18 protein-coding genes are annotated in these 19,820 nt (G+C 67.0%); 15 read left to right on the top strand and 3 right to left on the bottom strand.

The features are described from left to right. Window positions 1–3 precede the first annotated feature (3 nt). Together A7W11_RS25385 and A7W11_RS25380 are read left to right on the top strand one after the other, a co-directional pair. Window positions 4–1,692 carry an ABC transporter ATP-binding protein gene (locus A7W11_RS25385; protein WP_066421829.1) on the top strand — a complete coding sequence of 563 codons (1,689 nt, stop codon included), beginning with the start codon at window positions 4–6 and terminating at the stop codon, window positions 1,690–1,692. Window positions 1,693–1,771: 79 nt separating this feature from the next. After that, window positions 1,772–2,104, top strand: coding sequence for a hypothetical protein (locus A7W11_RS25380; RefSeq protein ID WP_156523229.1), 333 nt, complete (start codon window positions 1,772–1,774; stop codon window positions 2,102–2,104). A 116-nt stretch (window positions 2,105–2,220) separates the two neighbouring features. Here A7W11_RS25380 and A7W11_RS25375 read toward each other — a convergent pair whose 3' ends face one another. The 3 genes from A7W11_RS25375 to A7W11_RS25365 all read right to left on the bottom strand — a co-directional run bounded on the left by A7W11_RS25375 (window position 2,221) and on the right by A7W11_RS25365 (window position 6,499). Then, window positions 2,221–2,772 (bottom strand): MarR family winged helix-turn-helix transcriptional regulator, encoded by a 552-nt coding sequence (locus A7W11_RS25375; protein WP_066420706.1) that lies wholly within the window; start codon window positions 2,770–2,772, stop codon window positions 2,221–2,223. A 39-nt stretch (window positions 2,773–2,811) separates the two neighbouring features. Beyond that, window positions 2,812–4,608: a collagen-like triple helix repeat-containing protein gene (locus A7W11_RS25370; RefSeq protein WP_066420704.1), complete on the bottom strand. Its 1,797-nt coding sequence runs from the start codon at window positions 4,606–4,608 to the stop codon at window positions 2,812–2,814. A 298-nt stretch (window positions 4,609–4,906) separates the two neighbouring features. Beyond that, the gene (locus A7W11_RS25365) at window positions 4,907–6,499 is read right to left on the bottom strand and encodes a ShlB/FhaC/HecB family hemolysin secretion/activation protein (protein ID WP_235816969.1); all 1,593 of its coding nucleotides are present in this window, start codon (window positions 6,497–6,499) and stop codon (window positions 4,907–4,909) included. Window positions 6,500–7,309: 810 nt separating this feature from the next. Here A7W11_RS25365 and A7W11_RS25360 point away from each other — a divergent pair. From A7W11_RS25360 to A7W11_RS25300, 13 genes are all read left to right on the top strand, one after another. Continuing rightward, on the top strand, window positions 7,310–7,480 hold the full coding sequence (locus A7W11_RS25360) for a Flp family type IVb pilin (RefSeq protein ID WP_066420699.1): 171 nt from the start codon (window positions 7,310–7,312) through the stop codon (window positions 7,478–7,480). Between the two features lie 140 nt (window positions 7,481–7,620). Next, complete coding sequence (locus tag A7W11_RS28440; protein ID WP_235816968.1) at window positions 7,621–8,133, top strand: A24 family peptidase; 513 nt, start codon at window positions 7,621–7,623, stop codon at window positions 8,131–8,133. After that, a complete protein-coding gene (locus tag A7W11_RS28435) occupies window positions 8,094–8,528 on the top strand; it encodes a TadE family protein (protein ID WP_173678846.1) in 435 nt (144 codons plus the stop codon). The genes A7W11_RS28440 and A7W11_RS28435 overlap by 40 nt, the downstream gene beginning before the upstream one ends. 1 nt (window position 8,529) lies before the next feature. Beyond that, entirely contained in the window at window positions 8,530–9,057 is a 528-nt protein-coding gene (locus A7W11_RS25345; protein ID WP_066420695.1) for a TadE/TadG family type IV pilus assembly protein, read from the top strand. Beyond that, the gene (gene cpaB, locus A7W11_RS25340; protein WP_066420692.1) at window positions 9,054–10,007 is read left to right on the top strand and encodes a Flp pilus assembly protein CpaB; all 954 of its coding nucleotides are present in this window, start codon (window positions 9,054–9,056) and stop codon (window positions 10,005–10,007) included. The genes A7W11_RS25345 and cpaB overlap by 4 nt, the downstream gene beginning before the upstream one ends. 47 nt (window positions 10,008–10,054) lie before the next feature. Then, entirely contained in the window at window positions 10,055–11,434 is a 1,380-nt protein-coding gene (locus A7W11_RS25335) for a type II and III secretion system protein family protein (RefSeq protein WP_082887536.1), read from the top strand. Further along, complete coding sequence (locus tag A7W11_RS25330) at window positions 11,431–12,780, top strand: pilus assembly protein CpaE (RefSeq protein WP_156523228.1); 1,350 nt, start codon at window positions 11,431–11,433, stop codon at window positions 12,778–12,780. The genes A7W11_RS25335 and A7W11_RS25330 overlap by 4 nt, the downstream gene beginning before the upstream one ends. A gap of 15 nt (window positions 12,781–12,795) precedes the next feature. Next, complete coding sequence (locus tag A7W11_RS25325; RefSeq protein WP_066420689.1) at window positions 12,796–14,172, top strand: CpaF family protein; 1,377 nt, start codon at window positions 12,796–12,798, stop codon at window positions 14,170–14,172. Continuing rightward, window positions 14,172–15,095 carry a type II secretion system F family protein gene (locus A7W11_RS25320; RefSeq protein ID WP_066420687.1) on the top strand — a complete coding sequence of 308 codons (924 nt, stop codon included), beginning with the start codon at window positions 14,172–14,174 and terminating at the stop codon, window positions 15,093–15,095. Before A7W11_RS25325 ends, A7W11_RS25320 begins: the two co-directional genes overlap by 1 nt. A gap of 8 nt (window positions 15,096–15,103) precedes the next feature. Continuing rightward, complete coding sequence (locus A7W11_RS25315) at window positions 15,104–16,096, top strand: type II secretion system F family protein (RefSeq protein WP_066420685.1); 993 nt, start codon at window positions 15,104–15,106, stop codon at window positions 16,094–16,096. 8 nt (window positions 16,097–16,104) lie between these two features. Then, the gene (locus tag A7W11_RS25310) at window positions 16,105–17,049 is read left to right on the top strand and encodes a tetratricopeptide repeat protein (RefSeq protein ID WP_066421811.1); all 945 of its coding nucleotides are present in this window, start codon (window positions 16,105–16,107) and stop codon (window positions 17,047–17,049) included. Between the two features lie 17 nt (window positions 17,050–17,066). Next, window positions 17,067–17,564, top strand: a complete 498-nt coding sequence (locus tag A7W11_RS25305; RefSeq protein ID WP_066421809.1) for a DUF3613 domain-containing protein — start codon at window positions 17,067–17,069, stop codon at window positions 17,562–17,564. Window positions 17,565–17,589: 25 nt separating this feature from the next. Then, complete coding sequence (locus A7W11_RS25300; RefSeq protein WP_066420684.1) at window positions 17,590–19,818, top strand: TadG family pilus assembly protein; 2,229 nt, start codon at window positions 17,590–17,592, stop codon at window positions 19,816–19,818. Window positions 19,819–19,820 lie beyond the last annotated feature (2 nt).

Genomic DNA, 19,820 nt, shown 5'->3' with positions numbered 1-19,820 from the left:
CCGATGCAGGCATCCCGCTCCGGCGGCCCCTTGCTGGCCGTCGAAGGCCTGAGCGTGGACGTGGCCGGCGAGTCCAGCCTGACCCATGCCGTCAAGCGCCTGCAGTTCGCCATCTCGCAGGGCGAGACCTTTGCGCTGGTGGGCGAGTCGGGCAGCGGCAAGAGCATGACCGCGCTGGCGTTGTTGCGGCTGTTGCCGGATGCCGGCCGCATCGTCGGCGGCCAGGTGCATCTGCACGGCGAAGACCTGAACCAACTGCCCGAAAGCGCCATGCGGCGCGTGCGGGGCGGGCGCATCGGCATCATCTTCCAGGAACCCGCCACCAGCCTGAACCCCGTGATGCGGGTGGGCGACCAGATCATCGAGACGCTGGTCCAGCACACCCCGCTGCGCGGCGCGGCGGCGCGCGAGCGTGCCATCCACTGGCTGCAGCGCGTCGGCATCCCCGATCCGCAGCGCCGCATCGACGACTATCCGTTCCAGTTCTCGGGCGGCCAGAAACAGCGCGTGATGATCGCCATCGCGCTGGCGGCCGAACCCCGCCTGCTGATCGCCGACGAGCCCACCACCGCGCTGGACGTCACCGTGCAGGCGCAGGTGCTGGACCTGCTGGCCGACATCCAGCGCGAGCTGGGCATGGCCATCCTGCTGATCACCCATGATCTGGCCGTGGTCAGCAAAGTGGCGCATCACGTGGCCCTGATGCGTTTCGGCGAGATCGTGGAAAGCGCGGCCGCGGCCGATTTCTTTGCGACCCCGCGCCATGCCTATGCGCGCGAATTGTTCAACGCCATTCCCACCTATGCCAAGCGCGGCCGGCCCTTGTCGGCGGCGGGGCAGGCGGCGGCGGATGCGCAGCCGGAGAAACACCCCCATCCGCCCGCGGGCGAGGTGGTGCTGGATGTGCGGGACCTGCGCGTGCATTACCCCATACGCAAGGGCGCGCTGCGCCGCACGGTGGGGTGGGTGAAGGCGGTGGACGGCGTCACCTTCACGCTGCGCGCGGGCGAGACGCTGGCCCTGCTGGGCGAATCCGGCTGCGGCAAGACCACCACGGGCAAGGCGTTGTTGCGTCTGGCTGAAGGCGCCAAGGTGTCGGGCCGTGCCGAGCTGGAGGGTGCCGACCTGTTGACGGCTTCTCGTTCGGAGATGAAGCGCCTGCGGCGCGACATCCAGATCGTGTTCCAGGACCCGTTCGCCTCGCTGGATCCGCGCATGCGGGTGGGCGACATCCTGGATGAGGGCATCGCGGCATTGCGTCCCGATATGTCCGAGGCGCAACGCCGCAAGCGTGTGGAAGGCCTGCTGGACCGGGTGGGGCTGCCCGCCAATACCGCCACGCGCTATCCGCACGAGTTCTCCGGTGGCCAGCGGCAACGTATCGCCATCGCGCGGGCGCTGGCGGTCGAGCCGCGCGTGCTGATCTGCGACGAACCCACGTCCGCATTGGATGTGTCGGTGCAGGCGCAGATTCTGGATCTGCTGCGGGAATTGCAGGCCGAGCTGGGCATTGCCTATCTGTTCATCACGCACAACTTCAGCGTGGTGGAGTATCTGGCGGACCGGATCGCGGTGATGGCGGGGGGGCAGATCGTGGAGTGCGCCAGTGCGGATGCGGTGCTGCATGCACCGGATCATGAGATGACGCGACGGCTGCTGGAGGCGGTGCCGCGGTTGGAATTTGGCGGGTAAGTGATCGATAGGGCTGCCAATGCCGAGCCAATGGCAGCCGGTGCTGCGTGTTCACAGCGTGATAATCGAAGAAAATCTCATGGATGATTTTGAACTTCAGCTGGAGCTGAGCCAACTCAGGAGCGAGCTTGCGCTGTTGCGAACTGAGGTAGCGCAGTTGGACGATTGGGCCAACGGGGTTTTTGCCGCGCTTCAAGACGCATTGCTGCCCATTTTGCGTGATAACCCCTTACTCGCAGCCGAACTAGGTGGGCGTTGGTCCGAAGTGAGTGAGCGCTTTGATCGGCTGGAGACCTCGACGGGGCAGCATGAGGATTTCCATGAAACTCAGGAGCTTCTAGAGGCTCGTAAGATGCTGTTCAGAACTTTCCAATTACTCGGACTTTGGTCGTCGCGTCCATCCCGCGGTTGAGGCGGGACATCGAGTCTGTCTTGCGTATTCCAGATAGCTTGGATTGCGGCCCAAAAGGATAAGGCCGGCGCTTCAGGGCGCCGGCCCTTCGTGCATGGATCTTTATCGTCGAACGATCAATCGTTCAGGTCCAGCCCGTGCCTGGCATGCAGCCAGGCCATCGTGTCGTGCCGCAGTGCCCGGAGATACTGCTTCAGGAATGCCTGCACCGCCTGCAACTGCTCCGGGTCGAACTGGCGGCCGATGAAGGCTACTTCGTCCGCCTGGGCCTGGCGCTCGCGCTCCAGGTCGCGGCAGCGTTCGGCCACCGGGCGGATCACGATGACGCGGCGATCCAGGGGGTGGCGGCCCCGCTGCACATAACCGGCGGCTTCCAGCCGGTTGATCAGGGCGGTGGTGCCGCCCCAGCTGATGCCCATCAACTGGCCCAGTTGGCCGGTGGGCAGGGCTTCGAACTCCTGCACCAATTCCAGCGCCTTCAGTTCCGTCAGCGACAGCCCCAGCTTCTCGGCGATGGCGGCTTGGGTGGCGGAGATGTACACCCCCAACTGCCGGCTCATGACCATGGCGATGTCGTCGATCGGGCCCGTGCGGTGCATGGGGTCGTAGTCTTGATTCCCGTCCGACCTGCGGTCTTGCTGCATGTAGATGCGGTCCGTTTCCAGCATGGCGTTGCTCCGTCTTGTTCTGGATGAGGGCTGATGGGATTACTTCAGGCTGGCCGTGACGCCGCCGAGCACGCCGCCGAGCAGGCCGCCGTTCTGGCCGCCGCCCAGCAGGCCACCGAGCAGGCCGCCATTGTTGGCAGGCGCAGCCGTGGTCGTGCCGGTGGTGGCGGCACCGCCGCCAGCCGCGGCGCCGCCACCGGTCGAAACCGTCGTGCCGCCCGTGGTCACCGTGGCCGTGCCGCCCACCGCGACGACACCGCCGAGCAGGCCGCCCACCAGGCCGCCACTGGCGCCGTTCTGGCCACCGCCCAACAAGCCGCCCAGCAGGCCGCCGTTGGCCGTACCCGAACCCGTGCCGCCGGTGCTGCCACCCGTCACGCCGCCCAGCAGGCCGGTGATCGGCGCCAGCAGGCCGCCGTTGGCGCCGCCGGCCGAGCCACCCGTCACGCCGCCCAGCAGGCCCGTCACGGGGGCCAGCAGGCCGCCGGTGCCGCCGGCCGAGCCGCCCGTCACGCCGCCCAGCAGGCCCGTCACGGGGGCCAGCAGGCCGCCGGTACCGCCGGCCGTGCCACCGGTCACGCCGCTCAGCAGACCGGTCACCGGAGCCAGCAGGCCACCCGTACCGCCGCCCGCCGCGCCGCCGGTCAGACCACCCAGCAGGCCGCCCGTCACCGGGGTCAGCAGGCCGTTGTCACCGGTCAGACCCAGGCCGCCGGTCAGCGACGAAACCGCCCCGGTCACGCTGGACAGGGTGTTGCCCAGCGGGTTGGGGTTGGCCGCGTCCGCATGCAGCAGGCCGCCCGCGCTGGTCACGGCATTGCCGACGTTGGTCAACACGCCATTCAAGCCCAGGGCGCCGCCGGGCACGCTGCCACCGGCATTGGCCACGGTGCCGCCGATGCTGGCCAGCAGGCCGGCGACAGGTTGGCCCAGGCCAGTCGTGGCGCCGACTTGCTGCGTCAGGCTGGTGACGGTGCCCGCGACCGGCGAGACCACCGGATCGAGCGCGGCGCCGACGCCGCCCAACGCGCCTTCCAGGCCGGCCGGCAACACGTTGTCCACGGCCGAACCGGCGTTGGCCAGGGTCGGTTCCAGGATCGGGGTGGAAGGGCCGCTCAGCAAGCCGCCCGCCACGCCGCCAACCAGTTGGTTCACCGGCTGCAGCAGGCCGCCTTCACCACCCAGGGCGCCGGTCAGCGCGCCGACGGCGTTGGTGGCGTTGCCCACGACGGTGGTCAGGGGCTGGGGGTTGTCGGGATTGGCGTTCAGCAGGCCGCCCACGCTGCCCACGGTGTCGCCCAGGCCGCTGACCAGGCCACCCAGGCCGGTGCTCAGGTTGCCCGGCAGGCCGGTGCCGGCGACCGTGTCGCCCAGGTTGCTGACGGTGCCGCCCACTTGCTGCAGCACGCCGTCGACGGGGGCGCCCAGGCCGGTGGTGGCGCCGACTTGCTGCGTCAGGCCGGTGACCGTGTCGACCACGGGGGCCAAGGTCGGATCCAGCGCGGCGCCGATGCCACCCAGCGAGCCGGCCGAACCGACGGGCAGCAGGCTGTCCACGGCCGAGCCGGTATTGCCCAGCGCGGTTTCCAGCAGGCCGGCGCTGGCGGTCGGATCAGTGGGATTCGTGGGGTTCGTGGGATTCGTGGGGTTGGTCGGGTCGGTGGGATTCGTCGGGTTGGTCGGATTCGTGGGGACATCGCCGCCGCCGGCAATGCTGCCGTTGGAACGATGGCCGCTTCCGCCTCCGCAACCCACCAGGGCGACGGCCAGCATGGCCGAAACGAGAGGGGCGATCATACGGCTACGCTTGACTTGGTTTTCTTGCTTGGCAGACATGGTGAGCTCCTGCTCAGGGAGGTTGGGAATTCAGGCCGCTTTTTTGGCCCGATACCCTACCTATGCATAATCCATGCCAGCTTTTTGCAAGCCCCGGAAATTGCCTTCTAAGGTTTTCCCGGGGGACAGCGAATACCCTTGGTAATCAAGGCTTTGCCGTAGAAAGCTCAGAAACGGCAAGTGAATTGAAACCGGGAGGTGCCGATTTTCCGGGCGTTGGGAATGTTGTTTTTCTGCGAATATCCCGGGGGCGTTACGGGGGGCGTTACGTTGGCGTTACGTAACGGAAACCCCCCAACTACAGAGCATCGTAGAACAGCGAGTAGTTCGCGTTGAAGCGCACGCCGTGGTCATCGTTGGTGGGGCGGGCGGCCATCGGCTTGGCCACGTTGACGTCGAAAAGATAAAACTTGTCGTCCGTCACGCGCAGCCCCAGCGCGGCCGACGACAGGTGCCGGTTATTCAGATCCTGCAGTGCGCGGTTGTTGTACCAGGTGCGCGCATAATCGACCATCACGTAGGGCTGCACTGCCGCCAGATACTGCCAGCCGGTATTGAAGCGCCGATTCAACTCGGCGGAAAGGCCTATCCCCTTGTCGCCGCTCTGCTCGCCCTGGGGGTATCCCATGGCATAGCGCCAACTGCCGAACGACACCTGCTCCGAGGTGGGCATGCGGTCGGAGGTATATTGGCCCGCGCCCGAGAACACCAGGCCGAACTGCGCGGGCAGGGCAAACGTCTGGCGCGCCGAGAGATTGAAGCGCGTGAAGTCCAGGTCGACGTCCGGTTCGGCCGAATACCCGTAATTGGTGACGATGCTCTTGTCGGCCCCCATGCCATCGAAACCATGCGACACGCTGGCGGTGACGTCGGTGCTGCGGTTCTGGTCTATCTGTATATAGCGCAACTCGGCGGTGGCGGCGCGCACGCGGGTATTCTGCTGCAGCCAGCGATCATTGCTGCGCACGTCGTAGCGATCCTTGGCGTTGACGGCATACATGCCCACCGTGCCCGTCAGCGAACGCTGATTGTTCAGAAGCAGCGGATAGCTGACGCCGACCCCGATACGGTCGGTGGTGACCTTGCGTTGGAATCCCAGATATTCCAGGCTGTCGTCCTCGGGACGCGCCTGGTAGTGGTAGCCGTCGATCTTCAGGGCCAGTCCGTCCCGGCCGATCGGGATGCGCGCCTCGCCCGAATAGTATTTGACGTCGTCCGTATTGAAAGGGACGGCGGCCGTCAGCTTCAGTTGTTCCCCCAGCGGCGTCAGGCTGTTGGTGCCCAGGTTGACCAGCGGTTGCATGCCGGTGCCCAGGTCGGCCACGCCGCCGTTGGCGGTGAACGGCGTGCGCCTGGCATCGATGCGCAACTCCGTTGCGCCATCGGCCCTGCGCGGCAAATCCAGCGCGGGCGTAATGGCTACGCCCGGCACGATGCGCATCAGGTTCAACACCCGCTCCAGCGTCGGCTGGGTCAGCGGCTTTTCTTCCAGCAATGGGCCGGCCAGGGTTTCCAGGCGGTCTTTTGCCCCGCCCAATCCATCGCCCGTGACCTGTACGCTGCCGATATGGCCTTCGACCACGGTTACTGCCACCAGGCCATTGGCAAAGCCCTGGTTCTGCAGCAGCGCGAAGGACAGGGGATAACCGTGGGACCGGTACAGCTCGGTGATCTTGTCCACCTCTTTCACCAGGTCGCCCACCGAGGTTTCCTTGCCCGACAGCGGCGCCAGGATACTGGAGACGTCGTCGAACGGAATCGTGTGCACGCCCGACACATCGAAATTCAGCGGCACGATCCGCTGCGCCAGCCGGGCCTGGATCGCCAGTTGTTCCGGCGTCGGCGCCTGCACCTGCGGGGCGGGTTCAGGCGCCTGCGGGCGGGGATCCATTTGCGGGAGCGAGTCGACGGGATTGCCACGCAACGGCCCGGCGGCTTGGACGGCCGTGCATCCCAACAACAGGACGGCGAGCGAGGATAGGCGCAACGCAGTAACACCGGAGACTATGTTCATGGCTGGTTCGGTCGCGGCGCTCGCACGCCCGGGATTGGCCGGGGCGCACCGCTGCGGCATGCGCGGGATTCGGGGACTGATTTGCGCCGCAGTTGCGGAATATTGCCAGCATTGCCGGATAACGACAATTTTCGCGTTAACGCGATTATTTGGATTTTGCCTATATCGGTTTGTGACTCCAGTGAAAAGGTTTGAATGAATCTAACGGGCTTGGAGAAAAACAAGACTCTCGCGAGTATCTGTTGCAGAAAATAATGTCTTAAACTTGCGAATGTACGGGAAAACCCTGATGTTATTGCTCTGTAAATAGATAAGACTGAGTAAACATTTCAAAACAAGACTGTGCATTCTTGGTGGTTCTTCTCCCGTTTTTCATGCTTTTCCGGAGGATATGCACTGTGAAATTCAATTCGGCGGCAGCCTGAGGGCTGCGCCAGAAAAATAATACGACTACTGCAAGTCTGTCGCTTTGGCGCATTATGCGCGGCGACGGTTTTCGTGCGCGGTCGTAAACCGTTTTATCTTGGTCTGCCTGTCCTGGCGGTTGCAACGGATGGATTTATGCGTGACCCCCGAAGTAGCTGGCCGCCGGATGCTTTATTGGCCCGAAACCGCAGCGCCGCGTATCGGTGTCTCTAGGGCCTGTGTTCGAGGGCCATTTCCTTGTGTTTTTTGGAGGTACTGCATATGTATGCTCAATTGAAAAGCTTCTGGCAGGACGAAGAGGGCGCCACCGCCATCGAGTACGGCCTTATCGCTGGTCTTATTGCTGTGGTCATCGTCCTCGCGGTCACGAACTTGGGCGAGACGCTCAACGGTATCTTCGAAAGCATCAACACGTCGCTCTCGACGGAGTAGGGGTCAGCAGTGACCGCCTGTTCGCCGTGAAGCCGGTTTCCGGCGTCATGGCATGATTGTCAGCATCTCGTATTGCGGAGTCCGAGCGTCCGCTTTCCAATACGCGCGGACTCCGCGAGCGATAGAAGGTGGAGCACCTCTTGTTGAGGGAGATCGTATGGTGGGCAGTCTTTCTCGCCTTCAACGTGGCAGTGATCGGGTGCGACCTGCGTCGGCGTCGAGTGCCGAACGCACTTGTGTTGTGTGGCCTGTTCGCGCAACTGCTATGGCTGATCGCGCATGCCGTATCGGACGTGCCGCCTGGCGTCGGTGCGCAGGGCTTGCCCGATGCGCTGATCGCTTTCGCGCTCGGCCTGCTGTTCGTCGTCTTCTGGAAACTGCGCCTGATGGGGGCCGGGGACGTCAAGTATCTGGCCGTGCTCGGTCTGATGCTGGGCGTCTGGCCCTGGCTGCTGGTGCTGGTGTTCAGCGCCATACCCTGCGGGCTGCATGCCCTGGCGCAGGGACTCCAGGTCGCGCGCGATCCTCGCAAACCACGGCGCGGCGTTCCCTACGCCGCCTACCTGGCATTGGTCGCCGCCAGTCTGGCGCTTATGCCGTCGAGTTCGCCATGGTGTTCATGGTGTTCTTCCTGGTTGTCTACGGTCTTCTGACCTACGGTTTCGTTTTCGCCGCCCAGCAGCAGTTGAACTACGCCGCCGAAGAGGGCGCGCGCAGCGCGTTGCATTGGCAGGGCGGACGTCAGTTGCCGCTGCGTGCCGGCCTGGCGGCGTCCCATGCCGGCACGCAGGCGGATTGGGTCGGTCGGATGGGGGGCAGTCCGGCTGTCGTCACGGTGTGCGGCCCGGCCGGCCTGCTCAGCGGCAGCGGCGCGTGCAGCGGAGTGCCGCTGGAGGCCGACCAGCTCGAAGTCATGGTCCGCTACGCCTACGGCGCGTTTCCCCTGGTGCCGCTGCTGCCGGGCATGGGCGTCCTGGTTCCCGATAGTCTGTCCTCCCGCGCTTCCGTGCGCATCGGGGGACAGGCCGACCAACCTGCGGCGAGCTGACATGCGCCCGCGCGGATGTCGAGGCTTTGCTTCCTCCCGCCGCCAGCGTGGCGCGGCGGCCATCGAGTTCGCGCTGACGATCACGGTGCTGCTGATGCTGATGGTTGGCCTGATCGGCTATGGCGTCGTGTTCTGGATGCAGCAGAAGCTGACCAAGGCGGCCGGAGAAGGCGCGCAGGCCGTACTGCTGGCCGCCCAGCAGGGAGAACTGCGCCGTGCGGCGCTCGAGTCGCTGGCGTGCCTGAGCGTGCGCCGTGAGGCGTTGCGGTTCTCGGATACCGATGCCGACGGCGCCCAGCGCATCGGCTGCACCCCCGTTTTCGGGCCCTGCACCTGGACCATGGCGGGCGCGGTGATGGCGCCCTGCGTGAGTATTCGGGTGGCCTATGACCCCGCGGGCTGGCCGTTGATGGCGACCATGCGCAATCTGTCGCAGGCGCTGTCCGGCAGTTCCACCTGGTTTCCGTCTTCGCTGACGGCCAATGCTGTCGTCCAGATTCCACAGGTCCCGCAGGAGCCCGCAACATGAGTACCGTCACCAAGATCGCCGCCGCCTTGCTGGTCATGCTGGCGGTGGCGCTGGGTTTCCTGGCCTATCGCCTGGCCACGCAGTCGCCGCCGCCGCCCCCGCCCGCGGCGCAGCCCACGGCCGCGCCCGCGCGCGCCACCGTTCCCGTGGTCGTGGCCGCCAGAGCGATTCCCGCTGGCGAGCGCATCGCCGCCGATGCGTTGAAGATTGAACAATGGCATGCGCAGCCCACGCAGGCCTATGCCACCACCGAAAAGCTGGTCGGCGAGTACGCGCGGCTGGACATCGCCGCGGGGCAGCCGCTGGGCGATGCCCTGCTGGCCAAGGGGCTGGCACGCTACTTGCAGCCCGGCGAACGCGCCGTGACGATTCCCGTCGATGAGACCAGCGGCGTGCAGAACCGGGTGTTGCCCGGTGACGTGGTCGATCTTTTCTTCGTCCTGGATCGAGGCGCCGAGGTGCCGGGAACGCAGACCCGCCTGCTGCAGTCCCGCGTGAAGGTGCTGGCCTACGGGCTGAAGTCGGTGGATGGCCCGCCCGCCGGCGAAGAGCAGGCGAGCGCCCCCGGCCAGTCGCGCTCGCCTCCGCCCGCGCCGCGCAACGCCGTGCTGGCCGTCCCGGTGGACAAGGTCAACGAATTGCTGCTGGCGGCCAAGTCGGGCCGGTTGCAGATGGCGTTGCGCGCGCCGCAGGACGAAGCGATGCCCGATCCGGACCTGTTCCCGGCGCGCATGCCGGTGCTGGCCGCCAAGCCCGGCCTGACCGCCGAGCAGCAGGCGCAGGCGAAGGATCCGGTCAATGCCGCCTATGCGGGCGAAGTGCTGCCGCAACTGGCCGGCCCGCCTCCCGCCCCCGAATCCAGGCCGCGTCCGCGTCCCGCGGCTGCCTCGGGCGGTGGCCGCAGTATCGAAGTGGTGCGTGGCACCGATGTGCAGTCCGTGCGCTATTGATCGGCGTTTTCCCCATGGACTTTCTCAATTCGAACGAGCAGAGCCGCATGAAAACAGTACAGATCGTCGGGCGTGGAATCTTCTTGGCGGTGCTGGGCGCCAGCGCGTTGGCCGGGCAACAGGCGACGGCGGCCCAGCCGCGCGGCGCGGCGGCGCCCGCGCAGCCCGCGGCCGCGGCGCCCACGGCTGCGCGTGAGGTCACGCTGACGGTCAAGGGCCAGCAGCCGCTGCCGCTGACGTCCACGCCGACCCGTGTGGCGGTGGGCGACCCTGAAGTGGCGGATGTGAAGGTGTTGCCGCCGGGCGTGAACCGCCCCGGCGAAGTGATGCTGATCGGCCGCCGGGCCGGCACGACCCAGGTGCGGATCTGGACGCGGGGCGCTCGCGAACCCGAGGTCTGGACCGTGCGCGTGGCCTCCGACGTCGCCGCCGCGCTCGCGCAGCGCGGCGTGGCGATGGGCGCCAATGTGGATGCCGCCGGCGGCTACGGCCTGGTGACGGGGACGGCGCCATCGGCCGACCTGCACCGCGGCGCCGCCTCGGCGGCCACGGCGGCGGGGGGCGGCGAGGACAAGGTCGTCGACATGTCGGTGGTCAATACCAGCGGCGTGGTGCAGGTCGAGGTGAAGGTCGTCGAAGTGTCGCGTTCGGTGATGAAGGACATCGGCCTGAACTTCACCGCGGGCAGCAACGGACCTTGGACGGGCGGCGTGCAGTTGGCGCCCGATCTGGCGTCCGGGGGCTTCTTCGGCGCCCTGAATTACGCCACGCGCAACTTCAACGCCTCGCTGCGGCTGTTGCAGACCAACGGCCTGGCGCGCGTGCTGGCCGAACCGACGCTGGTCGCGATGTCGGGGCAGAGCGCCAGTTTCCTGGCGGGCGGCGAGATTCCGGTGCCGGAGTCGGGCGGACTGGGTACGCAGAACGTGGTCTACAAGCCTTTCGGCATCGGGCTGACGGTGGCTCCCACCGTGATCTCGCGCGATCGCATCGCGCTGAAGGTGGCGCCGGAGGCCAGCGAGCTGGACTACGCCAACGGCATCACCATCTTCAACGAGAACAACACCACGGTGATTCCCGCGCTGCGCACGCGCAAGGCCGACACCATGGTCGAGCTGGGCGATGGCGAGAGCTACATCATTTCCGGCCTGGTCTCGCGCAACACGCGCGCCAGCGTCAACAAGATTCCGCTGCTGGGCGACCTGCCCATCATCGGCAGCTTCTTTCGCAACGTACAGTACTCGCAGGACGAACGCGAGCTGGTCATCGTCGTGACGCCGCGCCTGGTGCGGCCGATTGCACGCGGCGTGGCCTTGCCGATGCCCGGGGCGCGCCAGGAGCGCACCGATTCCGCTTTCAATGCCTGGGGCAACTATCTGCTGGGCCCATGGGTCAGCGACGAGAAGATGCCCGGTTTTTCACAGTGATGCCCATGAAGACACATGCCCGAGAAGGTGTTGCCCTGGACAAGGCCACCTGCTTCCTGTTCTGCTCCGGCAACAGCACCGTGGCGCAGCAACTGGGGCAGGCGATCGGCGATCTCGGCCTGCTGATGCAGGAATCGCCGTCGGTGGATACGCTGGTTCAGCGCCTGGCGGAGCTCAATCCGCAGGTCGTGTTCCTGGACTTCACCCTGAATCCCTCCGATCCCGGCCGGCTGTTGGCCTCGGCCGATCTGGCGCGCATCCTCGCGCGCGTAGCCCCTGCGATTCCACGCGTGGCGGTGGGGTATGTCATCCAGCCCGACGGCGCCATTGCCGCGCTGCGCGCTGGCGTCAGCGATTTCGTCGACCCCTCGGTGTCGCCCGAGGAAGTGCGCGGCGTGGTGCAGCGGCTGATTGCCGCGCGCCGTTCGGAACCCGGCCGTACCGGCCAGCGCAGCGTGTTGCTGGTGGGCGCCCGGCCCGGGGTGGGCACCAGTACGCTGGCCGTGCATGCCGCAGGGCTGATGCAGGAACGCCTGGCGCAAGCAGCGCTGGGCCGTCATCGCGACCCCTCCGGCAAGCCTGCCAAGCCGGGCGACGTCATGGCCGCGCAACTCCCCCTTTCCGACCGGGTGGGGGTGCTGGACCTGGGGTATCCCATCGGCGATTGCCTGCTGTACCTGAACGTCAGCAGCGATTTCGATTTCGCCGAGGGCGTGCGCAACCTGAACCGGCTGGACGGCACGTTGCTCAACTCCGCGCTGGCGCACACGGCGTCGGGCATCAGCGCCATCGCGCTGCCGCGCGATCTGTCGCAGATGCGCGCGGTATCGCCGTCCGACTCGCTGATGCTGTTCGAGCGCCTGCGCCAGCATTGCGGCATGCTGCTGACCGACGCGGGCGGCTGCCCCGATCCCGAGTTCGTCGCCAAGCTGGCACGTGCGTGCGGCGAGGTCTGGCTGGTGACCGACCAGAGCGTCAGCGCGCTGGTCGCGCTGGCGGATTCGATGCGCGAACTCGAGCGCCATCACGTCGACAAGTCCACGCTGAAGTTGGTGGTGAACCGCTATGACGAGCGCTATGGCATGACGGCGGCGCAGATCGCCGAGCGTTTCGGGGTGAAGCTGGCCGGTACGCTGCCCGACCGCACGTTGCCGCTGATGGCCTGCCTGAACCAGGGCCATCTGCTGCACGAGCAGGCCGAGCGCGACGTGTACGTGCGCGCCGTGCAGCAACTGGTCGAGCACCTGATGGCAACCGACAGCACGGCCTCGCCGGGCGCGCGTTCGTCTTCGGGGTGGCTGGCGACTTGGCTGCCAGGCGTCCACAAACGCATGGCACCGGAATAAACGGGGATCGCGATCATGATGTCATCGATGGAGTTCGGCGCCAACGCTCCGGTTTCGGACGGGCAGTTCGCCGCCAGCCAGCGTTTCCAGGACGTGAAGAACCTGGCGTACGAGCACCTGCTGTCGCGCATCGAAGAGTTGGGCGCCGAGTTCGGCCGCTGGACGCGTACGGCCATCCAGGAGTTCGTCGATCTCGAAGTGGCCAGTTTCGTGCGGCTGCGCCGCGTGCCCATCAACGAGGGCGAGATGCAGCAGGTCGCCGCCGCGCTGACCAAGGAGTTGGCCGGGCTCGGGCCGCTGGAGGACCTGCTGGCCGACGTGGCGGTGGAAGACATCCTGATCAACGGCTACAACAACGTCTTCGTGTCACGACGCGGCGTGCTGACCCGCGAAAGCCTGCGCTTTTCCGACAACCAGCACGTGTTGCGCATCGTGCGCCGCATCCTGGCGCCGCTGGGCCGCCGGCTGGACGAGTCCAGCCCCATGGTGGACGCGCGCCTGCCGGATGGCGGGCGCCTGAACGTGGTGATCGAGCCGCTGTCCGTCGATGGTCCGATGGTGTCGATCCGGAAGTTCCGCCAGGATCCGCTCAAGCCCAACGACCTGCTGACGCTGGGCACTTTCAACGAAGAAGTCTTCCGGCTGTTGAACGCCGCCGTGCGCAACCGCTGCAATGTGCTGGTGTCCGGCGGCACCAGTTCGGGCAAGACCTCGCTGCTGAACGCGCTGGCCTTCTTCATTCCCGAGTACGAACGCGTGGTCACCGTGGAGGACACCGCCGAACTGTCGCTGAACCATCCGCACGTGGTGCGGCTGGAGTCGCGCCAGGGCGGCTTCGACGGCGCGGGCGCGGTCACCATCCGCGATCTGATCCGCAACAGCCTGCGGATGCGTCCCGACCGCGTGGTGGTGGGGGAGGTGCGCGGCGCCGAGGTGATGGACATGCTGCAGGCCATGAACACCGGCCACGAAGGCTCGATGGCCACCATCCACGCCAACTCGCCGCGCGAATGCCTGTACCGGATCGAGATGCTGGCGGGGTTCGCGGGCTTCCAGGGCAGCGAGGACAGCCTGCGCCGGCAGATCGCCAGCGCGCTGGATTTCATTGTGCAGATCGGACGCCTGCCCAGCGGCAAGCGCCGCGTGACGTCCATCACCGAAGTCACCGGCATGGGCGACAACGTCATCGCCACGCAGGAACTGTATCGCTACGACCCCTTCATGGCGCCGGATGGCGAAGAGAAGGACAACTGGGTCAGCCTGGGCATCCTGCCGCATACGCCCAAACTGGCGCGCGTGCGCAATGAGTTGCGCGGCTTGCCGCCCGATGCGGCGCCCGCCGAACCCGACGACAACGGCGGTGGCGGCGGTTTCTGGGGGCGGAGGCGCTGATGGGCATGGCCCTGGTCCTGGTGCTGGCGGCGGCGCTGCTGCTGGGCGGCGCGGTGCTGCTGTTGCGTCGCGCCGGCGCGGATGCCCGCCATTCGGCGCAGTCGGCGTTCCTGACCAAGCGGTTGGAGACGCGCGCAGCCGCGGAAGGCGCGGTCTCCGCCGGCTTCGGCGGCCGCTATGTTCCGCAGGGCGGCGGGGCGTGGGCGCGCCTGCTGCTGCAGGCCGGGCTGCGGCCCGATGCGCGCTTCTACATCATGCTGATCCTGCCCGTCGTGGTGATTCCCGTGCTGGCCTGGTTGTTCGGCGGCTGGTTTTCCGCGGGCGCGGCGCTGGCGCTGACGGTCCTGCTGTCGTACTTCCGCATCTGGTACAAGGCGGATCGCCGCAAGCGGCGCATGATCTCGCAGTTGCCGGTCTTCCTGGATGCCGTCGTGCGCCTGATCACCATCGGCAACAGTGTGAACGCGGCGTTCCAGGGCGGCCTGGCGAACGTCGATGATCCCTTGCTCGAAGTATTGCAGCGTGCCGATGCCCTGTCGCGTTCCGGCAAGGACCTGGATGCGTCGCTGCTGCAGGTGTCGCGCCAGTACGGCCTGCGCGAATTGTTCCTGGTCTCGGCGGTGATCTCGCTGGCCCTGCGCTTCGGCGGCCGCAGCGACCAGGTGCTGGAACGCATGGCGGGCTTCATGCGCGACCTGGAACACGCGCGCGATGAGTTGACCGCGCTGTCGGCGGAAATCCGCTTGTCGGCCTGGATCCTGGCGCTGCTGCCGATCGGGCTGGGCCTGTTCATCATCACGTTCAACAACGCGCTGTTCGTGGGGATGTGGAACGATCCGCTGGGGTTCCGGATGCTGCTGGTGGCCGCCGGCCTGCAGATCGGCGGTTCGTATTGGCTGTATCGCATGGCACGCGCGGTGTAGGGGCGGCGATGGACCGTGTGCTGAACGACGCGACGTTGCGCATCTACCTGATCGGCGGCCTGCTGGCCGTGATGGCGCTGATGATCGGGCTGACCGTGGCCATCGTGGTGCGGGCGGGCCGGCAGGGCCGCAGCCGGCAGGTGGTCGAGCGTGCGCTGGCCGTGCGCGAAGGCCAGCCGGCGCTGGCGGCCGAGGGGCCGGTGGGGCGAGTGGCGGCCATGGCCAGCAAGGCCGAGCAGGCCGGCCAGAAGCTCGGCACCGGCCGGATGGGCCAGTCCTTGCTGGACGCGGAAGACCGCAGGCTGGTGGAGGTGGCAGGGTTCGAGGACGTGCCGCGCGCGCGTGCGCTGTTCGTCTTCGGACGCTTCGTCTGCGCCATCGTGCTGCCCGTGGGCCTGTGGCTGGCCGCCAGTGCGTACTTCTCCAGGCTGTCGCTGGCGATGGAACTGTGCGTGGCCTTCATCGGCTTCGCCCTGGGCTGGATGGCGCCCAAGTGGTGGCTCAAGCGCCGGGTCTCGCGCCGCAAGGAGTGCGCCGAGGAAGAGCTTCCCCTGTTGATCGACCTGATCCGGCTGCTGCAGGGCGTCGGGCTCTCCATCGACCAGACCCTGCACATCCTGGTGACCGACTTCCGCTCCACACTGCCGGTGCTGGGGCTCGAGTTGAAGGTCGCCATCGACCAGTACGCACGCGGCCGGACCCGCGATCAGTCGCTGGCGCGCCTGGCGCAAGGTTTCGACAACGACGACCTGGCGGCCATCTGCCGCCTGATCGTACAGGTGGACAAGCACGGCGGCGCGGTGCAGGAGCCGCTGGCGCGGTTCGGCGAACGCGTGCGCGAGCGCCGCAAGCTGGACCTGAAAGCGCGCGTGGCCCGCATGACGGTGAAGATGACCGGCGTGATGGTGATCACGCTATTGCCCGCGCTGATCATCATCACGGGCGGATCGGGTTTCGTCGCGTTGTTGCGCGGCCTGTCGCGCGTGTCGGGAGGGGGATGATGCAGAAGATGTTTTCCGAAGCCCGCAAGGGGCGGGCGGCGCTGCTTGCGCTGGCCGCGGTGCTGATGCTGCCCGGCTGCCAGACCAACCGTGCGGAGAGTGCACGCCAGTTGATGCAGCAGCAGGAAGAAGAGCAGGCCATGGCGCGCATGGAAGACGATGCCGCCAACCAGCGTGCCGCCTCGCGTCCGCAGATGGCGCTGTCCCTGATCCGCAAGGAACAGGAAGAGGGCCGTTTCTTCGCCTCGCTGGCTTATCTGGATGCCTATCGGCAGACCTTCGGCGACGTGCCCGAAGCGTCCGCCATGCGTGCCGACGCGCTGCGCAAGACCGGGCAGCCGCAGGCCAGCGAGCAGGCCTATCGCGCGCTGACCAGCGGTCCGGAGGCGGCGCGCGCCTGGCATGGCCTGGGACTGCTGGCCGGCATGCATGGCGATTTCGGGCAGGCCGCGCAGCATCTGCGCCGCGCCACGCAACTGCGGCCCACCGATGCGCAGTATCTCGGCGACCTGGGTTACGCGTTGCTGCGCGCGGGCGATTCCCGGCAGGCGCGCGTGCCGCTGGGCCAGGCTGCCGAGCTGGCGCCCGACAACGCGAAGATCCTGGCCAATCTGGCGCTGCTGCTGCTGGTCGAAGGCGACCCGGCCGGCGCGCGCCAGGTCATGGACCGGGCCAATCTCAGCAACGAAGCGCGCAATCAGGTGCAGCAGTTGGCCGCGCAGGTTCGCGCGCCCGTCGCCACGCCCGTGGCCTCGGCCGGGCCTGCGGCGGTGTCCGCCGCGGGACGTCCGGTCGTGCGGAATATGTCCGCCGACAAGGCTGCGGCGTCGCCAGCCCCGGCTGCGCAGGGCGCCACCGCGGCCTTGGACCGGCAGGACGGCATGGTCATGCCCGTGCTCAGCCGCCAGGGGCCGTTGATGAACAGTTTCGGCAATCCGCCCGTTACGCAATGACCACCCGGTTCCAGGAGATGATCGTGCACAACCCCCTCCGTATATCCCTGCTGGCGGCCGTTGGCCTGCTGGCCGCGGGCGGCGCGGCCGCGCAGCAGCCGCCCCTCACCGGGACGGCGGGCGCGCCGCCCGTGGCCCAGACGCAGCCGGTCGCGCCGGCAGGCCAGGCGCCCGTGGCTCGTCCTGTGGTGCGCCAGGTGCAGGAAGCGCCCGCGCCTGCAGCCGCCGCGCCGGCGGCTTCGCCCGCTGCGCAGGCCGCGTCCGCCCAACCCGCCACGCCGGCCGCGCAAGAGCCCTCTCGCGAAGAGCAGTTCGGCGACATCACGCGCGGCCTGGTGGGCCTGCAGGCTGCCGGCCTGCGGTCCGGTCCGGGCCTGCCGCTGCAAGGCCCGGTAGCCACTGCGGCCTGGAGTCGCTACATGAAGAGCTTCGAGCATCCGATCCCGCAGTGGTTCGGCGAGCGTGTCTCCAACGGAGGCGGTTCGGGTGGCGGCTCCGGCGGCCTGTCCCAATAAAGGCCGCGCCAGGAGACGCATCATCATGCTGCACACGCGCTTCCCCCGCCTGCCGCGCCGCCAGCGCGGCTCCATCCTCATCCCGGCCGCGATGGCGATCCTGCTGGGAATGGTGCTGCTGTGGGGCGTGCAGCTGGGCTATGCGTTCTACCTGAAGCGCGAGCTGCAGAAAACGGCGGACATGGCGGCGTTGACGGCGGCCCAGGTGCTGGCGGGCGGCGGGGCGACGGAATGCGCCGCGGCCGTCACGGCCGCGCAGTCCGCCATCACGGCCAACATGCGTGACCTGGGAACGCCGCAGGTCGCCTGCGTGCGCTGGGACGGCAAGAACACCGCGCTGGCGCCGCGCTACATTCGCAGCGCCGACATCGGGGCCGGCGAACGCTACAACGCGGTCAGCATCAATCTGTCGACCACCGCACCGTCGCTGTTCCCGTTCACCGAGGGGGTCACGCTGTACGCCGAGGCGGTGGGAGCGCGTCCCGCCGATCCCGTCGCGGCCTTCTCGGTCGGCACCCGGCTGGCCAAGGCCAAGGACGGTGCTGTTCTGACCAATCTGCTGAAAGGGGTGGGGCTGAACATTGCCGACACGGCCCTGGTCGGCTATGACGCAGGCCTGGCCAATGTCAAGATCACCCCGGCCGGACTGCTCAATCAACTCGGTATCGACGTACCCGCGAATATTTCCGTCGCCGATCTCAATCAGTTGCTGGCGGCGAAAACCGCTCCCCTGGGAGGCTTGATCGACGCGGTGGTCAATCTGGGGGGGCGTTCGGAATTGCTGGCGGCGAATGTCGGGTTGCTCCATGCGGTCGAAGCCGCGGTCAATGCCAAGAACCTGCAGGTCCAGTTAGGTTCGAACGTGGATGGACGCGCTTCCAGCCTGTTCGCGAAAATCGTCGCGCCGGATGCGCAATCGGCTTTGAATGTGGAAGTCAGCGCGCTGGATATCCTGGGCACGGCAATCGGCGTCGGTACGGGAGGGCACGCCATCGAAGTCGGTGGTTCGGGCATCGATTTCCTTGGCATTTCCGTCAAGCCACAGATCCGAGTCATCGAACCTCCCTCCATTGCCATCGGCGGGGTGGGCGCTACGGCTTATACGGCGCAAGTGCGTCTGTATCTGCCCATATCCGTGCGGACACCTCAGCTTTTGAGCGGCCTGCTCGACCTTGACGTGTCACTGCCCATCGTTGTGGACCTCGTTAATGGCAAGGGCACGATCACAAGCATGTGTCAGGCTCGGGACGCCAGCAGCCGCGAGCTGGCCACCATCGCCGTGCAGTCGTCCATCGCGAAAGTCTGCATCGGAGGCGCACCGGCAGGGGCTGCCGCTGGTTGGCCATTCTCCACGTCGGCCAGTTGTGACCAGAACCTAGAGAAGCAGCAACTGCTTTCCCTGAGGCTGCTCGGTACGAGCCTCGCAAGCCTCAACACCAAGCTGACCGTGGACGCATTGCCGGCGGATGGATCCGCCACACTGTACGCCGGCCAGCCGGCGCAGACCGTGCCGGCGAACGGCAACCAGTTGATGCTCGGGACGACTCTCAAGAAGGCCACCGATGCCTTGCTGACGGCCTTGCTGGGCCAGACGGCGGCGACCGGCACCGGACCGGGATTCAGCACGCCTGATCAGCAAGCACAGTTGCGCAAGGATCTGGCGAACAAGGTATTCGACGATGCCAAGCTGGCCAACGGATGCAATGTCGCCGCTACCGGTCAAGCAGGCTATCAGTGCCGCCAGGCGTTGTGGCAATCGGCGTTGACGACGATCCAGAACGGATCCAGCGGATTGCAGGGGTTGCTGGGGACGACGCTGAACAACTCGGTCAACCTGCTCAGTGACGTTCTGACCTTGAACGTCGTCGGGGTGCTCAACAGCACCGGCAATCTAGTCGGCGGACTGTTGAACTCGGTGGGCGATGTCCTGAGGAACGTATTGGGCGGCATCATTCCCACCAATACCTGCGCGTCGTGGTCGCTGCTGGGGGGCTATCAGGGCAACGAGACGGGTTGCAAGACCGAGATCGCGAATTCGCTGAAGAACACCGGTCCCGTGGGCGCGGGCCAGCCGTCCAATGCGGTCATTGCCCTGTTGGGCCTGGTGCTGGGGATATTGCAGCAGCCTCTGGACAACCTGGGGGCAGGGCTGGCCCAGACGGTCAACAACGTCGTCGGTCTGGAACTCGGCCAAACAGACGTCAATCTGCTATCCCTGGATTGCAATGGCAAAGGAGTGCAGCTTGTTTACTGAAA

The organism is Bordetella ansorpii, assembly GCF_900078315.1.
GTDB classification, from domain to species: domain Bacteria; phylum Pseudomonadota; class Gammaproteobacteria; order Burkholderiales; family Burkholderiaceae_B; genus Bordetella; species Bordetella ansorpii.
This window is presented reverse-complemented; position numbering and strand designations above follow the sequence as displayed.